Below are 14,913 nucleotides of genomic sequence, written 5' to 3'. Positions count from 1 at the left end.
CCCTGACTGTTAGGCTTGCCTAAGTCAGTTGAGTCCACCCCCGCACCGAGGACGGCGCCATGCCCCCAGATCGCACCCGACCCGCACCGGTCACCCTCACCGTCCTCCGGACCGAGACCGTGGGCGCGCACCTCGAGCGCGTGGTCCTCGGCGGCGCCGGGTTCGACTCCTTCCTCCCCCGCGAGGAGACCGACAGCTACGTCAAGCTCGAGCTGCCGTCCGAGGACGGCCCGGTGGTGCGGACCTACACCGTGCGCCGGGTCGATCCGGCGGCCCAGGAGCTGTGGATCGACTTCGTCGTCCACGGCGACGAGGGCGTGGCGGGCCCGTGGGCGCGCTCGGTCGCACCGGGGACCGAGGTCACCGTCCGCGGACCGGGAGGGGGCTACCGGCCCGACCCGGGGGCCGACTTCCACCTGCTCGCCGGGGACGAGACGGCCGTGCCCGCGATCGCCGTCGCGCTGGAGTCGCTGCCGGCCGACGCCGTCGGCGCGGCGTTCCTCGAGGTGGGAGTCGACGACGACGAGCTGGAGCTGACCGCCCCGGTGGGGGTGCCCGTCACGTGGGTACGCCGGGGCACGCCCACCACGGACGCCGGCGCCGGACTGGTCGACGGCGACGCCCCGCTGGTCGCGGCGGTGCGGGGGATGCCGTGGCCGGGCGGGGACGTGCAGGTGTTCGTCCACGGCGAGGCGGAGACCGTGATGAAGCACCTGCGGCCGTACCTCCGGCGCGAGCGCGGGGTGCCGTCCGACCGCGCCTCCATCTCCGGGTACTGGCGCCGTGGCCGCACCGAGGAGGGTTTCCGCACCTGGAAACGCGAACTCGCGGACTCGGAACCGGATCCACCGCCCGGCAGGTGAGTCACGGGTCACCGTGTCGGAAAGACCTAGTACCCTCATGTGCCAGCACCGTTCACCGCATCCGGCCCCTCACGTTCACCCGTGACCGTAGACAAGGCATGGCACATGGCATTCTCCCGCGCGACGTTCATCACCGGACTGGTGGCCACCTCGGCGCTCGTCCTCGCAGGCTGCTCCGGCGCCGACGACTCGACCGGCGGCGGTGACGAGCCCTACCGGATCGGCATCAACCAGCTGGTCCAGCACCCGGCGCTCGACTCGGCCACGGCCGGGTTCAAGGCCGCCTTCGACGAGGCCGGTGTCGAGGTCGAGTTCGACGAGCAGAACGCCAACGGCGAGCAGGCCACCGCCCTGACCATCGCCCAGCAGTTCGCGGCCGACGACCTCGACCTCGCGCTGGCCGTGGCCACCCCGGCCGCCCAGGCCATGGCGCAGAACATCACCACCATCCCGCTGTTGTTCACCGCGGTCACCGACCCGGTCTCGGCCGAGCTCGTGGACTCGATGGAGGCGCCCGGCGCCAACGTGACCGGCACGTCCGACGCCGCGCCGATCGACGAGCAGCTCGAGCTGCTCAAGCAGATCGTCCCGGACGCCAAGCGGATCGGGATCGTCTACGCCTCCGGCGAGGTCAACTCCCAGGTGCAGGTGGACCAGGCCGAGGAGGCCGCCGGCCCGCTGGGCCTGGAGATCGAGACCCAGACCGTCACCACCGTGAACGAGATCCAGCAGGCCGTCGAGGCCCTCGGTGACGTCGACGCCATCTACGTCCCCACGGACAACATGATCGTCTCCGGCATCGCCTCGCTGGTGCAGGTGGCCGAGGACAAGCAGATCCCGGTGATCGCGGCGGAGGAGGGCACCGTCGAGGGTGGAGCCGTGGCCACCCTCGGCATCGACTACGAGGAGCTGGGCCGCCAGACCGGCGAGATGGCGCTGCGCATCCTGCGTGACGGCGAGGACCCGGCCACCATGCCGGTCGAGACCGCGACCGAGTTCACCTACGTGGTCAACGAGGCCGCCGCCGAGCGCCAGGGCGTCACCATCCCCCAGGACATCCTCGCCAAGGCCGACCGCAAGTGATCGGCGCCGTCGAGGTAGGCCTCATCTACGGGGTCATGGCGCTGGGGGTCTACCTGACCTTCCGCGTGCTCAACTTCCCCGACCTCACCGTCGACGGCAGCTTCACCACCGGGGCCGCCACCGCGGCCGTAGCCATCATCGCCGGCTGGAACCCGGTGCTCGCGACCCTCGCGGGTTTCGTCACCGGGTTCCTGGCAGGCACGGTCACCGGGCTCCTGCACACCAAGGGCAAGATCGACGGCCTCCTGGCCGGCATCCTCACCATGATCGCCCTGTGGTCCATTAACCTGCGCATCATGGACGGCGCGAACGTCCCACTGCTGCGCCGGGACACCGCCTTCACCCCGCTGCGCGACGCCGGCATCCTCGGCACCTGGGGAGGCGTCGCCGTCCTCGCCCTGGCCGTGGTCCTCCTGGGCCTCGTCGTGGTGTGGTTCCTCACCACCGACCTCGGCCTGTCCATCCGCGCGACGGGCGACAACGGCCCCATGATCTCCTCCTTCGGCGTCTCCACCGACTTCACCAAGACCCTCACCCTGGCGCTGTCCAACGGGTTCGTGGGGATGTGCGGGGCGCTCATCGCCCAGTACCAGGGCTTCGCCGACATCTCGATGGGCATCGGCCTCATCCTGGTGGGCCTGGCGTCGGTGATCCTGGGGCAGGCGATCCTCGGGCAGCGCAGGCTGCTGCTCGCCGTGTTCGCCGTGATCGTGGGCGCGGTGCTGTACCGCCTCATCATCTTCGCCGCGCTCCGCGTGGGCCTGGACCCCAACGACATGAAGGCCATCACGGCCCTCCTCGTGGTGATCGCCCTGCTCGTGCCCCGGTGGAAAGCCGTGGGCGGGCGTGTCGGGCGGAGATCGACCGCGACGAGTGTCGCCGCGACCAGCGCCAAGGAGGCGTGACGATGCTGACCGTGACCGATGTGTCCAAGACCTTCTTCCCGGGCACCGTCAACGAGCGCACGGCCCTGGACCGGCTCAACCTGACGATGGCCGAGGGCGACTTCGTCACCGTGATCGGCTCCAACGGCGCCGGGAAGTCGACGCTGCTCAACGCCGTATCCGGCCGGTTGATCGCCGACAGCGGCAGCATCGAGATCGACGGCAGGAACGTCAACCGCATGCCCGACTACCGGCGCGCGAAGTACGTGGGCCGCGTGTTCCAAGACCCGCTCGCCGGGACCGCGCCCAACCTCACCATCGAGGAGAACCTCTCGCTGGCGTTCCTGCGCGGCAAGCGGCGCGGGCTCGGCCCGGGGCTGAGCAAGAAGCGTCGGGGCACGTTCGTCGAGCAGCTGGCGATGCTCGAGCTGGGGCTCGAGGACCGGCTCACCGCCAAGGTCGGGTTGCTGTCCGGCGGTCAGCGGCAGGCGCTCTCTCTGCTCATGGCCGGGTTCACCCAGCCGCGGATCATGCTGCTCGACGAGCACACCGCGGCCCTGGACCCGCAGCGGGCCGAGCTGGTCACCACCATCACCGAGCGGATCGTCCACGAGGGCGGGCTCACCACTCTCATGGTCACCCACAACATGGAGCAGGCCATCCGCCTGGGCAACCGGCTGATCATGATGCACGAGGGTCGGATCGTCTACGAGGCGGACGACCAGAAGAAGGCCTCGCTCACCGTGCAGGACCTGCTCAAGGAGTTCGCCAACATCAAGGGCGCCACCCTGTCCGACAAGGCCTTCCTGGGCTGAGCTTTCCTGGGCCGGGCCTTCCTGGGCTGGGCCCCGCCGATCACCCGAGCGGCGGGCCGCCGTCCGCGGCCTTCCATTCGTCGCCGCGGCGGCGGACCAGGCCGCGCCGCTCGAACTCGGCGAACCAGCCGGGGGCCGGCCACTCGCCCCAGCGCTGCGCATAGTGGGCGCCGTTGCGCAGCAGGTCCCCGAGGTGGTCCACCGGTGGATCGGACACCGGATGCCAGCGGTGGTAGGCGTGCGCGCCCGCCACCAAGACCACCGGGACCCGCCTGAAGAGCAGGCGACGACCGAAGTCGGTGTCCTCCGCGCCGTAGCCGGTGAACGCCTCGTCGAACCCGCCGAAGTCCGCGCGGATCCGCCTCCACAGGCGCGCGCGGAGCGCGAAGGACAGGGACCAGAACATCCCGAACTCGTCCGGCTCGAGCCGGCGAAGGCCGCTGGTCGGGAACGGACGCGCGGGGTGCGGGTCGGTGAGGGCGGCCAGCTCGGCCGGATCGGGCGCCCCGGCCGCTTCCGGCAGGTAGGTCACCGGGCCGAGCCCCACCGCGTCGGCGGGCACCTCGGCGTACCGGCGGGCCAGGCCCGGACCGGGCATGCAGTCCACGTCGAGGAAGATGATCAGCTCGGCGCCCAGGTCCACGGCGCGGTCGCCGCCGACATTGCGGCAGCGCGCCACCGGCAGGTCGGGGCCGGCGGCGACCCTCACCGGGACCGCCCCGTCCGCGGCGAGCTCGTCGGCCAGGCCCGCGCTGCCGGGCCGCTCGGGCAGCACCACCACGTGCCGGGCGGCGGGCAGGTGGGCGGCCAGGGCCCGGCGCTGCGAGCGCAGGTGCTCCGCGCGAGCCGGGGTGCACACCGTCACCACGGCGGTCTCCGGCGCCGCGGCCCACCGCGTCATCGGATCCCCCCGAGCACCGCCGCGAGACGCTCGGCCGCGCCGTCGACCTCCCACGCCCGTCGCAGGCCAGAGCCATCCCCCGGGGTCGACCGTGATCGCTCGAGGGTCCGGCGCACCGCGCGGACCGCCTCGGCGACCGGGGCGTCGCGATCGACCACCGCGCCGAGGCCCAGCCTGTCGAGCTGGGCGGCCGTGGCGTCCTGTTCGGCGAAGGGCCGCTCCTCGGGGACCGCCACCACGTGGGCGTCGGCGGCGGCGAGGTCGGCCACCGACCCCTGCCCGGCCGCGCTGATCACCACGTCGGCGCTGCACAGCTCCTGCCACGGGTCGGCCACCCAGCGGCCACCGTGCCCGCCGAGCCCGACCCACTCCAACTCGGTGAGCTCGTCCCGGACGGCGTCCCACCGCCGGTCGCGGCCGTCGCCGCCGCTGCCCCGCAGGTGCAGGACGCGGGGGCGCCCGGCCCCCCTCGGGGCCGGTTCCGGGTCGCGCCCGGCGAACCGGGAGACCCCGCCCACCGGGACGAGCGGCCCGGTCGCCCCGGCGGGCACCGGGGCCCCGACCGACCGTGGCCAGCAGGCGACCAGCGCCGAGCACACGCCGTGGGCCAGGGCGTGTGGCGCGTCGTCGCGGACGCCCGGCAGGACGGTGGTCACGACCGGGGTGCCGGTCAGGCGGGCTGCCAGCGTGACCTCCACCGAGACGTCGGTCCACAGCACCGAGGGCTGGTGGCGGTCGATCCATCCGGCCAGCATCGCCATCCGGCGTCGCAGCCCCGGCTGCCCGAGGGGCGCCCAGTGCAGCCGACCGCCGGCGGTCGGCTCGGCGGTCCGTGCGGCGGCCGGGGCGGGCGTATCGGACACCGCGCCCGGTCCGTCGTGGTCCATCGGCAGCGGCAGGATGGTGATCCGCTCGGGGTCGGGGTTGGTCCCGTCCGCGACGGTGGCGGAGGTGAGGATGGTGACCTCGCGGTCCAGGGCCGCCGCCACCGCGAACGCCCGGAGGAGGTGGCCGCTGCCGTGGTGGTGGGCGTAGACCCCGATCACGACGCGGCGCCCACCAGCAGGTCCCGCAGGTGCCCCTCCAGACGGTCGATGCGGGCCTCGTGCGAGAACGCCGCGGCGGCCGCCCGGGCGGTGGCCACCCGGTCGAGGGTCAGGGCCGCGGGGATCGCCGCCGCCAGCGCCGGCACCGGGTCCCGCCCCGCCTCCACCAGGATCACGCCCGGTTGGCCGCTGAGGATCTCCCGGATCCCGCCGCGGGCCAGGGCCACCACCGGCGTCCCGCAGGCCAGCGCCTCGACGGCGGTCAGCCCGAACGGCTCCTCCCAACAGGGGGTCACCAGCGCCACCGACGCCCCGGCGACCAGCGGGACCAGCGCGTCCCGGCCGAGCGCGCCGTGGAACCGCACCGCGTCGCCGGCGTCCCGCAACCGCGGGGCCACGACCGTGCTCATGTAGTCCGGGTCGCCGATCCGCCCCGCGAGGTCGAGGGTCAGGCCGGCGGCGAGGGCGGCGTCGATCGCCAGGTGCGGCGCCTTCTCGGGGACGATCCGCCCGCACCACACCGCGCGCGGCGGCCTCTCGGGCAGTGGCCGGGGCCGCCAGATCCGTGTCTCGACCCCGTTGAGCACGACGTCCGCCCCCTGCGGGATCCGCCACGACCCCAGCACCGATCTGCTGACCGCCATGACCCGGCCCGCGGCCGCGCCGTGCCGGTCGAGCGCGTCCTGCATCGGGTCGACCCGCGGGCAGTGCATCGTCGTGATCATGACGGCATCCAGGTCGGCCGCCCGCTCCAGCGGCACGTGGCTGAGGCTGTGGTTGAGGACCACGTCGACCCCGGACACCGCCAGGTGGTCCATCACCAGGTGGAACTCGGCGGCGTCGGCCTCGACTCCGCCCGGCGGGTACGAGATGTCCCCCGACCCGGACGCCGCGGCCATGACGGTGAACTCGACGCTACGGACGTGACCGTCGCTGCCCGCGGCGGCGAACAGGCTCACCCGGTGCCCCCGCTCGCGAAGCGCGCGGACCTCCTTGGCCACCACCACCTCGAGCCCGCCGGCGTACGGCTCGCTGATGGGGAACCGCGACGGCGCGATCACGGCGATGTCCAGCGGCTGGTCACGGTAGGCGTCCACGGTCCCCCTCGGTGTCGGTCGTCCGGTCTGCCCGGCTGTCCCGGAGCCTTTCGATGGTGGCCCCCCGAGGGGCCCCCCGCCACCGGAGGGGCTGACCCCCGCTCACCACCCACCCAGGACGCGCTCCAGCCTCACCCCCACGCCCCCGGCCCCCAGCGGCGCGACGCCCACGCTCGACGCGCGGATCGCGACCGGGGCACCGGGGCGTTCGCCCCACACCTGTTCCCGGGCCAGGGCGCGCGAGGTGCGCAGCCGCGCGAGGACGTTCCCCTCGTCGTCGTCCAGGGTGAGGCTCCCCGTGAGGGGGCACAGCCCGCGCAACCGCTCGAGGTCCGCCGCGCCGAGAGTGCAGGGGCGGAGCACGTCCACGAGGACCTCCGGACGACGACGAGGACCCGCCCCCGCCGGCTCCGGTTCCCACCACGGGCCGCGCGCGTCGAGTCTGACCCGGGGATCAGCCGCGCAGAGGTCGGCGATCAGGGCGGCGTCGGGGGTGGCCGGGTCCGCGGTCACGGACAGATCGCCCCAGCGCAGGAGCGTGGCGCAGGTCGCGGCCACGGCGCCTGTGCCGGTGCTGTCGGCGCCGGTGCGGGCGCCGGTGCTGTCGGCGCCGGTGCGGGCGCCGACACTGCCGCCGCCGCCGGATCCCGGCGCGTGGAGGTGCACCGCGACGAGCGGGACGGCGAAGACGCCGCCCGCCGGCCGGGTGAGCGGGCTCGCGACGAGCGGGGCCAGGCGCGCGGACTCGGTGTTCTTCTGCGCGAGGTGGTGCGGATCGTCCACGCCGCGGCCGCCCCAGTCGGGCCCGTCGTGCCAGGCCACGGCCTCGGGAACGTAGCGGAAGCGGCCGCCGGCCTGTTCACAGCGCCACGCCATGTCCCAGTCCTCGCCGCCGTAACCCACGATCCCGGGGTCGAACCCGCCCGCGGCGTCGTAGAGCCGCCGGTGCAGTCCCATGACCGCCGAGATCACCCCGCGCCACAGCCCCACCCGCCACTGCCCGGTGCCGCGGGTGAGGTCGTCGGTCTCGGCGTAGAAGCTCGCGGGCCAGTCGGGGTCGGGCAGGGCCTCGGCGGGGTCCGCCGCGACGCGGTCGCCGGCGCCGTCCGCATCGGAACCGGGGTCGGCGAACCGGCCGTACCGCCGCCGCCCCACCACCAGCAGGTCCGGGTGACCCTCCAGCGCCGCCACCATCGCGGACACGTAGCCGGGCCCCGGGACGGTGTCGCCGTCGAGGAACAGCAGGAGCTCGCCGCGGCCGCTCCCCGCCCCCAGATCCCTCGCGGCGGAGGCCCGGAAGCCGCGGTCGTCCTGGCGCACCACCGTCACCCCGGGCGGGACCTCCGGCGGGGTGGGCGAGCCGTCGTCGGCGACGATCACCCGCGGCGCGTCCGCGAGCCCGGTCTGGCGCCCCAGCGCGGCGAGGATCCGGTCGAGCATCCGCTGGTTCCGGTAGTACGGGATCACCACGTCCACGCTCACGCCCGCCACCCCTCCCACGCCCGAAGGTACGACCGGCCGAGTTCGGCCATCCCCGGCTCCGGCCTCGGGCGCCGGGTGGGGGCGGGGTCGTCGAGCAGTCGCCGCAGGTCACCGGCGAGGTCGCGGCCGTCGGTGAGGAGCAGGGAGCCGGGCCGGCGGCGCTCCATCTCGCGCGTGTAGTCCGAGTCGCTGACGAGCGGGCGACGCCCGGCGGCTGCCCAGGTGTTGAGGGAGCCCGACGCCGACACGTTGCGGAACAGGGCGACGGGCACGGTCACCTCACCCAGGACGCGGGCGAGCTCGTCGTCGTCGATCCTCCCGGTCAGCTCGGCGCGACCCCCGGCCGACCGCACGGATTCCATGGCCTCCCGCACGTAGTCCTCGTGGCCGTCGGCGGGCCTCCCCAACAGTCGTAGAGTCACCGCGCCGTCGCCCGCGGCCGCGAGCTCGGCGACCGCCGCCGCCACGAGGTCGACCGCCTTCCCGGGGTGCAGGAAACCGAACACGCCCACCGATCGCGCGTCGCGGGTCGCGGGCCCGTCGGGGGACTCGGCCCGCGGCAGCTCGGGAACCGGCAGGAGGATCACGGCGTCGACGTCGATCCCGGCCGCCTCGCAGAGCCGGCGCTCGTGCTCGGAGCTCACCACCACCAGGCCCGCGGCCGCCGCGATGCGCCGGTACGCGTCGGTCCGCCGCCGGCACCGCTGTGCGCCCTCGGCCGGCTGCGGGACGTCGTGCAGCGTCACCGCGAGGGGGCGATCCCGCGCGAGCGAGTCGATCAGAGCGGCCGCCTCGTCCGGGGTGGGCCCGAACAGCGGGTCGGTGACGTGCAGGTGCACCGGGACCCCCGGCCGGGCCGCCAGTTCGCGCTCGAGCCCGGACACGTCCGCCACCTCGAGCAGCGGCGTCCCGGCTGCCCGGGCGCAGTCCACGGCGAAGCGCGTCACCCCGTGCTCGGGCGGGCCCAGGGCGATGGTCAGGGGGACGCTCATGTCAGCCCCAGCAGGTCGAGGCGGGCGGCGTGCCGGCGCAGCCCCTCCTCGACCACGCCCGGGGTGGCGGCGTACCAGGCCAGGTGCGCCTCGGTCACCTCGTGCGCCGGGACGGGCGTGCCGTCGACCAGCCACTCGCGCGGGCCGATCGCGGGCAGGCCCAGCGCCCGTTCGACCGCCGGGTCCACGGGGGCCCGGGTGGCGCCGAGCGGTTCGCGGTCCCCGAGCCGGGGCGCCGGGTCGATCAGCCCGGCGGGCAGCTCGGAGAGGATCCGGTCGAAGACCTCCGCCAGGGTGCGGCGGTCCGGGTGGTTGATGGTGTGCCAGCGCGGCACGCCGTCGAGCAGGTCCGAGGCGGGCAGGGTCCCGTGGGCCAGTTCGCGGGCCCGGAGCGCGTCGACCGACTCGCGCGCCGCGGCGCGGGCCTGCTCGCGTGTCGGGGTGGCGCCGAGCACGTCCCGGTCCCCGGTCGCGGCGGCGAGGACCGCGCGCAGGTCGTGGTACGGCGCGATCGGCGGGACCAGTGAGCGGTCGCGCGGCGGGCGGATGAGCACCTGGTACGGGTGGAGCCCGGCGTAGCGCAGGACCGGCACCAGCACGACCGTCGCGGACGGCGGGAGCCGCGCGGCGAGCTGACGGTGCCCGAGCGGCAGGTCCCGGTAGTCGTCCCGGATCGGCTGGATGATCAGCACGTCGGTGCGGGCGAGGTCGGAGTGCAGGCCCGGGAGGTCCTCGGCCGTCATCTCGTACACCGGCCGGACGTCCGTCACCTCGACCCCGTCGGCGCCGCGCAGGAGGTCGCGGTAGACGTCGGCCTGGCAGTTGCCGATCACCATGACGGTCGGGGCCTCGGTGGTGCTCACCGCGCCGAGCGTAGGCAGGCCCCGGGGTCGCGGCAACCGGCCGGCGCGGGTTCGGTGGGGGTTCGGTGCGGGCGGCCGGGCGGGTGGCAGGGTGGCTGTCGTGAACTCCAGCGACGCCCCGGCGGCGATCCGGGTCCGGTCGATCCCCGCCGGCCACGACTACGTCCGCCACGCCGTCGGCTCCGCGCCGGGCATCGTGCTCCTCGACGACCCGCTGGTGGACCCCGCCGATCCGTCCCAGTGGTGGCCGCATCCGGCGCTGGAGGCGGCGGAGCGACCCGAGGTGCTCGACGGCGCCGACCTGGTGCACGTGCACTTCGGCTACGAACACCGCACCCCCGACCAGGTGGCGGGGTTCGTCTCGGCGGTGCGGGGCCGCGCGCTGCCGCTGGTGGTGACCGTGCACGACCTGCGGAATCCACACGAGGCGGACCCCACCGCGCACCTGGCGCGGACCGGACACCTGGCGCGCGGGGCGGACGTGGTCATCACCCTGACCAGCGGCGCGGCGGCGGAGATCCGGCGTCTCTGGGGGGCGGATGCGCGGGTCGTCCCGCATCCCCGGCTCATGGCAGCCGAGGTGACCGAGCCGCACCGACGACGCAGGCTGCAGCGGCTCGGGCGGGGCGGCGTGGGCAGCGGCGGCACGCGCACGGTGGGCGTGGTGCTGGGATCGCTGCGCGCGGGGGTCGCCGCCGAGGATCTCCTGCCAGTCCTCGCCGAGGCCCTCCCGCCCGGCGACCGCCTGGAGGTCATGGTGCGCTCGGACGCCCTGGCCGCCGCGCGCGATCCCGGCCACGACCGGCACCGCGCGGCCCTGGCGCTGGACGGGCTGGCAGCGAACTCGGCGGTGGAGGTCCGCCCCCACGAGCTCCTGACCGACTCCGCGCTCTGCGCCCGGCTGGCTGGGTTCGACGCGCTCGTCCTGCCGCACCGCCACGGCACGCATTCGGGCTGGTTGGAGCTGTGCCGCGACCTGGGTCTGCCGCCGGTGATCCCCCGGGTCGGGTACCTGGTCGAGCAGTGGGGGCGCGGCGCGGGAACCTACGACCCCGCTCACCCCACCGCCGACTCGCTGCGCGGGGCGCTCCGCACCGCCCTCGACGGCCCGCCGGTGCCGCCGCGCCCTCCCGAGGCCGAGGACGCCGCCGTGTCCGCCGCCCACGCCGGGCTCTACCACGCGGCCCTGGCCGCAGTTCGGTAGACACCCCGCCGCATCAGGTAGACAGGAATCGCGTTGGGACCCGCGCGTCGCCTGCACTGCGTCGACCGAATTCCGCGCCGCGTCGACCAAACGGGGCCCGCGCCGCGCCCGAGCCGCGCCCTATACTCGCCGGATGCGCCCGTGGAGCACCCGTCCCGACCGTCGCCCCACCCGCGTCCCGCTGCCCGTCCTGATCGCGCCCGCCGCGGTGTCCACGGCGCTGGCGCTGCGCCCGGTCCGCCGGCCGTTCGCCGTGGCCACCGCGGCGTGGGTGGCGAGCCTGCCCGCACTCGAGCTTCCGCTGCACGTCGGCGCGCTCGCCGCCGCCGCGACCGCCCCGACGCTGACCCGCCGGCCCGCCCGCACCGCCGACCGGGTGGGGGTCGCGATGGCCGCCCTGACCTGGGCGGGGCTGGGGATGGTGGTCTCCCGCCACCTCGCCGCGGCCGACGTCCTCGACCGCGCGCTGCGGGCGGACCTCGGGGACGACGCCGGAGGTACGACGACGACAAGGACCACCCCGCGCCACCGCACTCCCTGGCTGACGGTGCTGGGCCGCCCGTGGCCGCTGCGTCCCCGCACGGTACGGGCCCGCAGAGGCCTGGTCTACGGGCCGGACCCGGCGGCCAACCGGTTCGATCTCTACACCCGCACAGACGGGCGGCGTCCGGGCGGGGGCGACCCGGCCGACCCCGCCGCGGCCCGGTCCGTCCGCGGCGTGCTGGTGCACATCCACGGCGGCCACTTCCGGGCGGGCGCGCCGAGTCGCGAGTCCCGCGCGATGCTGTTCGACCACGCGGACCGCGGGTGGGCGGCGATCAGCGCCACCTATCACCTGTCCCCCACGCCCGAGTCCGGATTCCCGCAGCACCTGGTGGACATCAAGCGGCTCCTGCACTGGATCCGCAGCGAGGGTCCGTCGCACGGCATCGGGGCGGACGCGCCGATCGTGGTGGCGGGCAGTTCGGCGGGCGCGCACATCGCGATGATGACCGCGCTCACGACGGGGGACCCGCGGTTCCAGCCGGGCTTCGAGCACGCCGACACCGCGATCGCGGGTGCGATCGGACTCTACGGCTACTACGGCCGGCTGGGCAGCGAGACCAGGGACGCGTCGGACCCGGTGCGGCACCCGGCATCCGGGGCGCCGCCGGTGGCCGTCATCCACGGCACGCATGACACCTACACGCCGGTCAGGGGGTCACGGCGGCTCGTGCGGCATCTCCGCGCCGGGTCGCCGAACCCGGTGGTCTACGCGGAACTGCCCGGCGCGCAACACGGGTTCGACGTGGTGCGCTCACCCCGCTACCTCGCCGTGGTCCACGCGGTCGCGCGGTTCACCGACCGGCTGGTCTGAGCCGGGGCCGGAGACTCGGGGGGAGCGCGCGGTCGCGGTGGACCCCGCCTAGCGGCACAATCGGAAAGTCCTTCGTTCCCGAGCCCACCCCGGAGAGTCGCCACATGAGCCGAACCGCCATCGTCCTCGGGTGCGGGGGCACGATCGGCGCGGCGTGGATGATCGCGGCCCTGCATGCCCTCGCCGAGCAGACCGGTCTCGACCCCCGCGACGCCGACGTCCTCCTGGGCACCTCGGCGGGGGCGGAACTGGTGACCATGCTCGCCGGCGGCGTCGGGGTCGACGAGTTGGTGGACATGCAGCGCGGCCGGGTGGGCGACCTGCGGCTTCGCGAGCACATCGCGTCCACCCCTCCCGGGCGGCCGCCGACGCCCCGGCCGCCCCTGCTCAATCCCCGCCTCCTGCGCACGCGTTCCGGGCTGGCCGCGTACGCCGGGATCGCCCCCAGCGGGCGCGGCGACCTGGGGTGGTTGCATCGTCTGGCCGAGGGGTTCGAGGTGGGCGCCTGGCTTCCCCACCCCTCCGCGCGAATGGTCGCCTACGACGTCCTGGCCGGCGAGCGGGTGGTGTTCGGTGCGCCGGGGTCGCCGATCGCCACCGTCAGCGAGGCGCTGCGCGCGTCTTGGTCGACCCCCGGGTGGATGACCCCTGTCCCCATCGGGGACCGCATCTTCGTGGACGGCGGGATGGGCTCCACGGCATCGGTCGACCTGCTCGCACCCGAGGACGCGGATCTGGTCTACGTCCTGGCCCCCATGGCCTCGGAGCCCGGGCTCCGCGTCCCCGGAGCCGGGGGCCGGGTCGAGTACCGGCTGCTCCGAGGCCCGATGTCCCGAGGCCTGGCCTCCGAGGTCGCCGCCGTCCGTGCGCGCGGGACCACCGTCGTCCCGATCCTGCCCACGGCCACCGATCTCGCGGGTCTGGGCGCGTACTTCATGAGCAGGTCCCGACGGGTGGCGGCGTTCGAGTCCTCCATGACGACCGCCCCGGGCACGGTCCGGGCCGCGTTGTCCGCGGCCGGTCAGGTCGCGTGAACCCGATCCGGCAGGGGGTCAGCGGGCTGCTCGCCTGGTGACCGGCCGGGTCCCGTCCCCGAGGTCCGGGGCGGGCAGGCGACGACCCGGGTCCGCGAGACCCACGAGGTGCCCGTCCACGCCCAGCCGTCGCATGGCCTCGAGGATCATCCGGCGGGCGCTGGAATTGACCGAGCTCACGCGGCTCAGATCGAGCGTGACCTCACCCGGCCCCGGCGGGATCTCGGCCAGGCGCCGCAGCACCTGCTCGGCGCTCGCGAAGGTCATCGGCCCCTGGAGCCGGAAGGTGCGCCGACCGGTGATCTCGTCGAACCGCACCGAGCGGACCGCCTCGACGTCGGTCATGGTGGTGTTCATCAGGTGCAACTCCAGGTCGTGCGAGAGCCGCTCGAAGGTGCGCACCCCCTCGACGCTGTGGCCGTGTTCGTCGAGTCGCGGGGAGAAGACCCCGAGCCCGACCTGCCCGGGCAGCGCTCCAAAGATCCCACCGGACACCCCGCTCTTGGCCGGGATCCCGACGGTGGACATCCAGTCGCCGGCCGCGTCGTACATCCCGCAGGTCGCCATGACGGCCAGCACCTGGCGGGCCACGGGCGCCGAGACCACGCGTTCGCGGGTGACGGGGTTGACCCCGCCCGTGGCCAGGGTCACGGCCATCACCGCGAGGTCGCGCACCGTCACCCGGTAGGCGCACTGGCGGGTGTAGCCACGGACAGCCTCGTCGGGATCGTCCTCGATGATCCCGCCGGCCCGCACGAGGTTGGCCATGGCCCGGTTGCGGAACGCGGTCCGCAGCTCGGAGTCCAGGACGGCGGTGTCCACCTCGAGGCGACGACCGGCGAACGCGGCCAGCCCGTCCGCCAGCGCCCGGTCGCGCTCGGCCTCGGACGCCCCGACAGGCCCGACCATCGTGTGCGTGGTGATCGCACCGATGTTGATCATCGGGTTCCGGGGTCGGCCGCTGATCCTCTCCAGGGAGATCTGGTTGAACGCGTCCCCCGACGGCTCCACCGCCACCTTCTCCAGGACCCCCTCGATCCCCCGGTCGCGCAACGCGAGCGCGTAGGCGAACGGCTTGCTCATGGACTGGATGGTGAACTCGGCCTCCGCGTCGCCGGCGGTGTAGACGACGCCGTCCATGGTGCACGCGGCCACGGCGAAGCGATCCGGGTCCACGGCCGCGAGCTCGGGGATGTAGTCGGCGAGGTGGCCGTCCTGCCCGGTCGAGCACAGGTCGCGGATCTCGAGCAGGTAGTCGGGGACGGGGGTCTTCACGTCCCCAGGGTGTCACG

General features: G+C 74.8%; 14 protein-coding genes. 7 read left to right on the top strand and 7 right to left on the bottom strand.

Annotated elements, in window-relative coordinates:
* The first annotated feature begins 59 nt into the window (after window positions 1–59).
* The 4 genes from Q0444_RS07930 (at window position 60) to Q0444_RS07915 (ending at window position 3,645) form a co-directional block, all read left to right on the top strand.
* Complete coding sequence (locus tag Q0444_RS07930; protein ID WP_291084221.1) at window positions 60–863, top strand: siderophore-interacting protein; 804 nt, start codon at window positions 60–62, stop codon at window positions 861–863.
* Window positions 864–968: 105 nt separating this feature from the next.
* Window positions 969–1,946 (top strand): ABC transporter substrate-binding protein, encoded by a 978-nt coding sequence (locus Q0444_RS07925; protein ID WP_291084224.1) that lies wholly within the window; start codon window positions 969–971, stop codon window positions 1,944–1,946.
* Window positions 1,943–2,851 carry an ABC transporter permease gene (locus tag Q0444_RS07920; protein WP_291084227.1) on the top strand — a complete coding sequence of 303 codons (909 nt, stop codon included), beginning with the start codon at window positions 1,943–1,945 and terminating at the stop codon, window positions 2,849–2,851. Before Q0444_RS07925 ends, Q0444_RS07920 begins: the two co-directional genes overlap by 4 nt.
* Window positions 2,852–2,853: 2 nt before the next feature.
* Window positions 2,854–3,645: an ABC transporter ATP-binding protein gene (locus Q0444_RS07915; RefSeq protein WP_291084230.1), complete on the top strand. Its 792-nt coding sequence runs from the start codon at window positions 2,854–2,856 to the stop codon at window positions 3,643–3,645.
* Between the two features lie 40 nt (window positions 3,646–3,685).
* Here the strand turns inward: Q0444_RS07915 and Q0444_RS07910 are convergent, their stop codons facing one another.
* The 6 genes from Q0444_RS07910 to Q0444_RS07885 form a co-directional block, all read right to left on the bottom strand.
* The gene (locus tag Q0444_RS07910; protein WP_299022765.1) at window positions 3,686–4,546 is read right to left on the bottom strand and encodes a glycosyltransferase family 2 protein; all 861 of its coding nucleotides are present in this window, start codon (window positions 4,544–4,546) and stop codon (window positions 3,686–3,688) included.
* On the bottom strand, window positions 4,543–5,592 hold the full coding sequence (locus tag Q0444_RS07905; RefSeq protein WP_299022760.1) for a glycosyltransferase: 1,050 nt from the start codon (window positions 5,590–5,592) through the stop codon (window positions 4,543–4,545). The genes Q0444_RS07910 and Q0444_RS07905 overlap by 4 nt, the downstream gene beginning before the upstream one ends.
* Window positions 5,589–6,689, bottom strand: a complete 1,101-nt coding sequence (locus Q0444_RS07900; protein ID WP_299022757.1) for a glycosyltransferase — start codon at window positions 6,687–6,689, stop codon at window positions 5,589–5,591. Before Q0444_RS07900 ends, Q0444_RS07905 begins: the two co-directional genes overlap by 4 nt.
* Window positions 6,690–6,791: 102 nt before the next feature.
* Window positions 6,792–8,171, bottom strand: coding sequence for a glycosyltransferase (locus Q0444_RS07895; protein ID WP_299022754.1), 1,380 nt, complete (start codon window positions 8,169–8,171; stop codon window positions 6,792–6,794).
* On the bottom strand, window positions 8,168–9,163 hold the full coding sequence (locus Q0444_RS07890) for a glycosyltransferase (protein WP_299022751.1): 996 nt from the start codon (window positions 9,161–9,163) through the stop codon (window positions 8,168–8,170). The genes Q0444_RS07895 and Q0444_RS07890 overlap by 4 nt, the downstream gene beginning before the upstream one ends.
* The gene (locus Q0444_RS07885; protein WP_299022748.1) at window positions 9,160–10,026 is read right to left on the bottom strand and encodes a WcbI family polysaccharide biosynthesis putative acetyltransferase; all 867 of its coding nucleotides are present in this window, start codon (window positions 10,024–10,026) and stop codon (window positions 9,160–9,162) included. Before Q0444_RS07885 ends, Q0444_RS07890 begins: the two co-directional genes overlap by 4 nt.
* Before the next feature lie 100 nt (window positions 10,027–10,126).
* On the opposite strand from Q0444_RS07885, the gene Q0444_RS07880 reads away from it, so the two are divergent.
* From Q0444_RS07880 to Q0444_RS07870, 3 genes are all read left to right on the top strand, one after another.
* Window positions 10,127–11,230, top strand: a complete 1,104-nt coding sequence (locus Q0444_RS07880; RefSeq protein ID WP_299022745.1) for a hypothetical protein — start codon at window positions 10,127–10,129, stop codon at window positions 11,228–11,230.
* A gap of 133 nt (window positions 11,231–11,363) precedes the next feature.
* The gene (locus tag Q0444_RS07875) at window positions 11,364–12,587 is read left to right on the top strand and encodes an alpha/beta hydrolase (RefSeq protein ID WP_299022742.1); all 1,224 of its coding nucleotides are present in this window, start codon (window positions 11,364–11,366) and stop codon (window positions 12,585–12,587) included.
* Between the two features lie 104 nt (window positions 12,588–12,691).
* Entirely contained in the window at window positions 12,692–13,621 is a 930-nt protein-coding gene (locus tag Q0444_RS07870; RefSeq protein ID WP_299022739.1) for a patatin-like phospholipase family protein, read from the top strand.
* 18 nt (window positions 13,622–13,639) lie between these two features.
* On the opposite strand, the gene Q0444_RS07865 is transcribed toward Q0444_RS07870, so the two are convergent.
* Window positions 13,640–14,896 carry a glutaminase gene (locus Q0444_RS07865; RefSeq protein WP_291082597.1) on the bottom strand — a complete coding sequence of 419 codons (1,257 nt, stop codon included), beginning with the start codon at window positions 14,894–14,896 and terminating at the stop codon, window positions 13,640–13,642.
* Window positions 14,897–14,913 lie beyond the last annotated feature (17 nt).

This window comes from uncultured Dietzia sp. (assembly GCF_937873725.1).
GTDB lineage: Bacteria > Actinomycetota > Actinomycetes > Mycobacteriales > Mycobacteriaceae > Dietzia.
The sequence above is the reverse complement of the archived record's forward strand: the minus strand, read 5'-3'. Positions and strand labels throughout refer to the sequence as shown.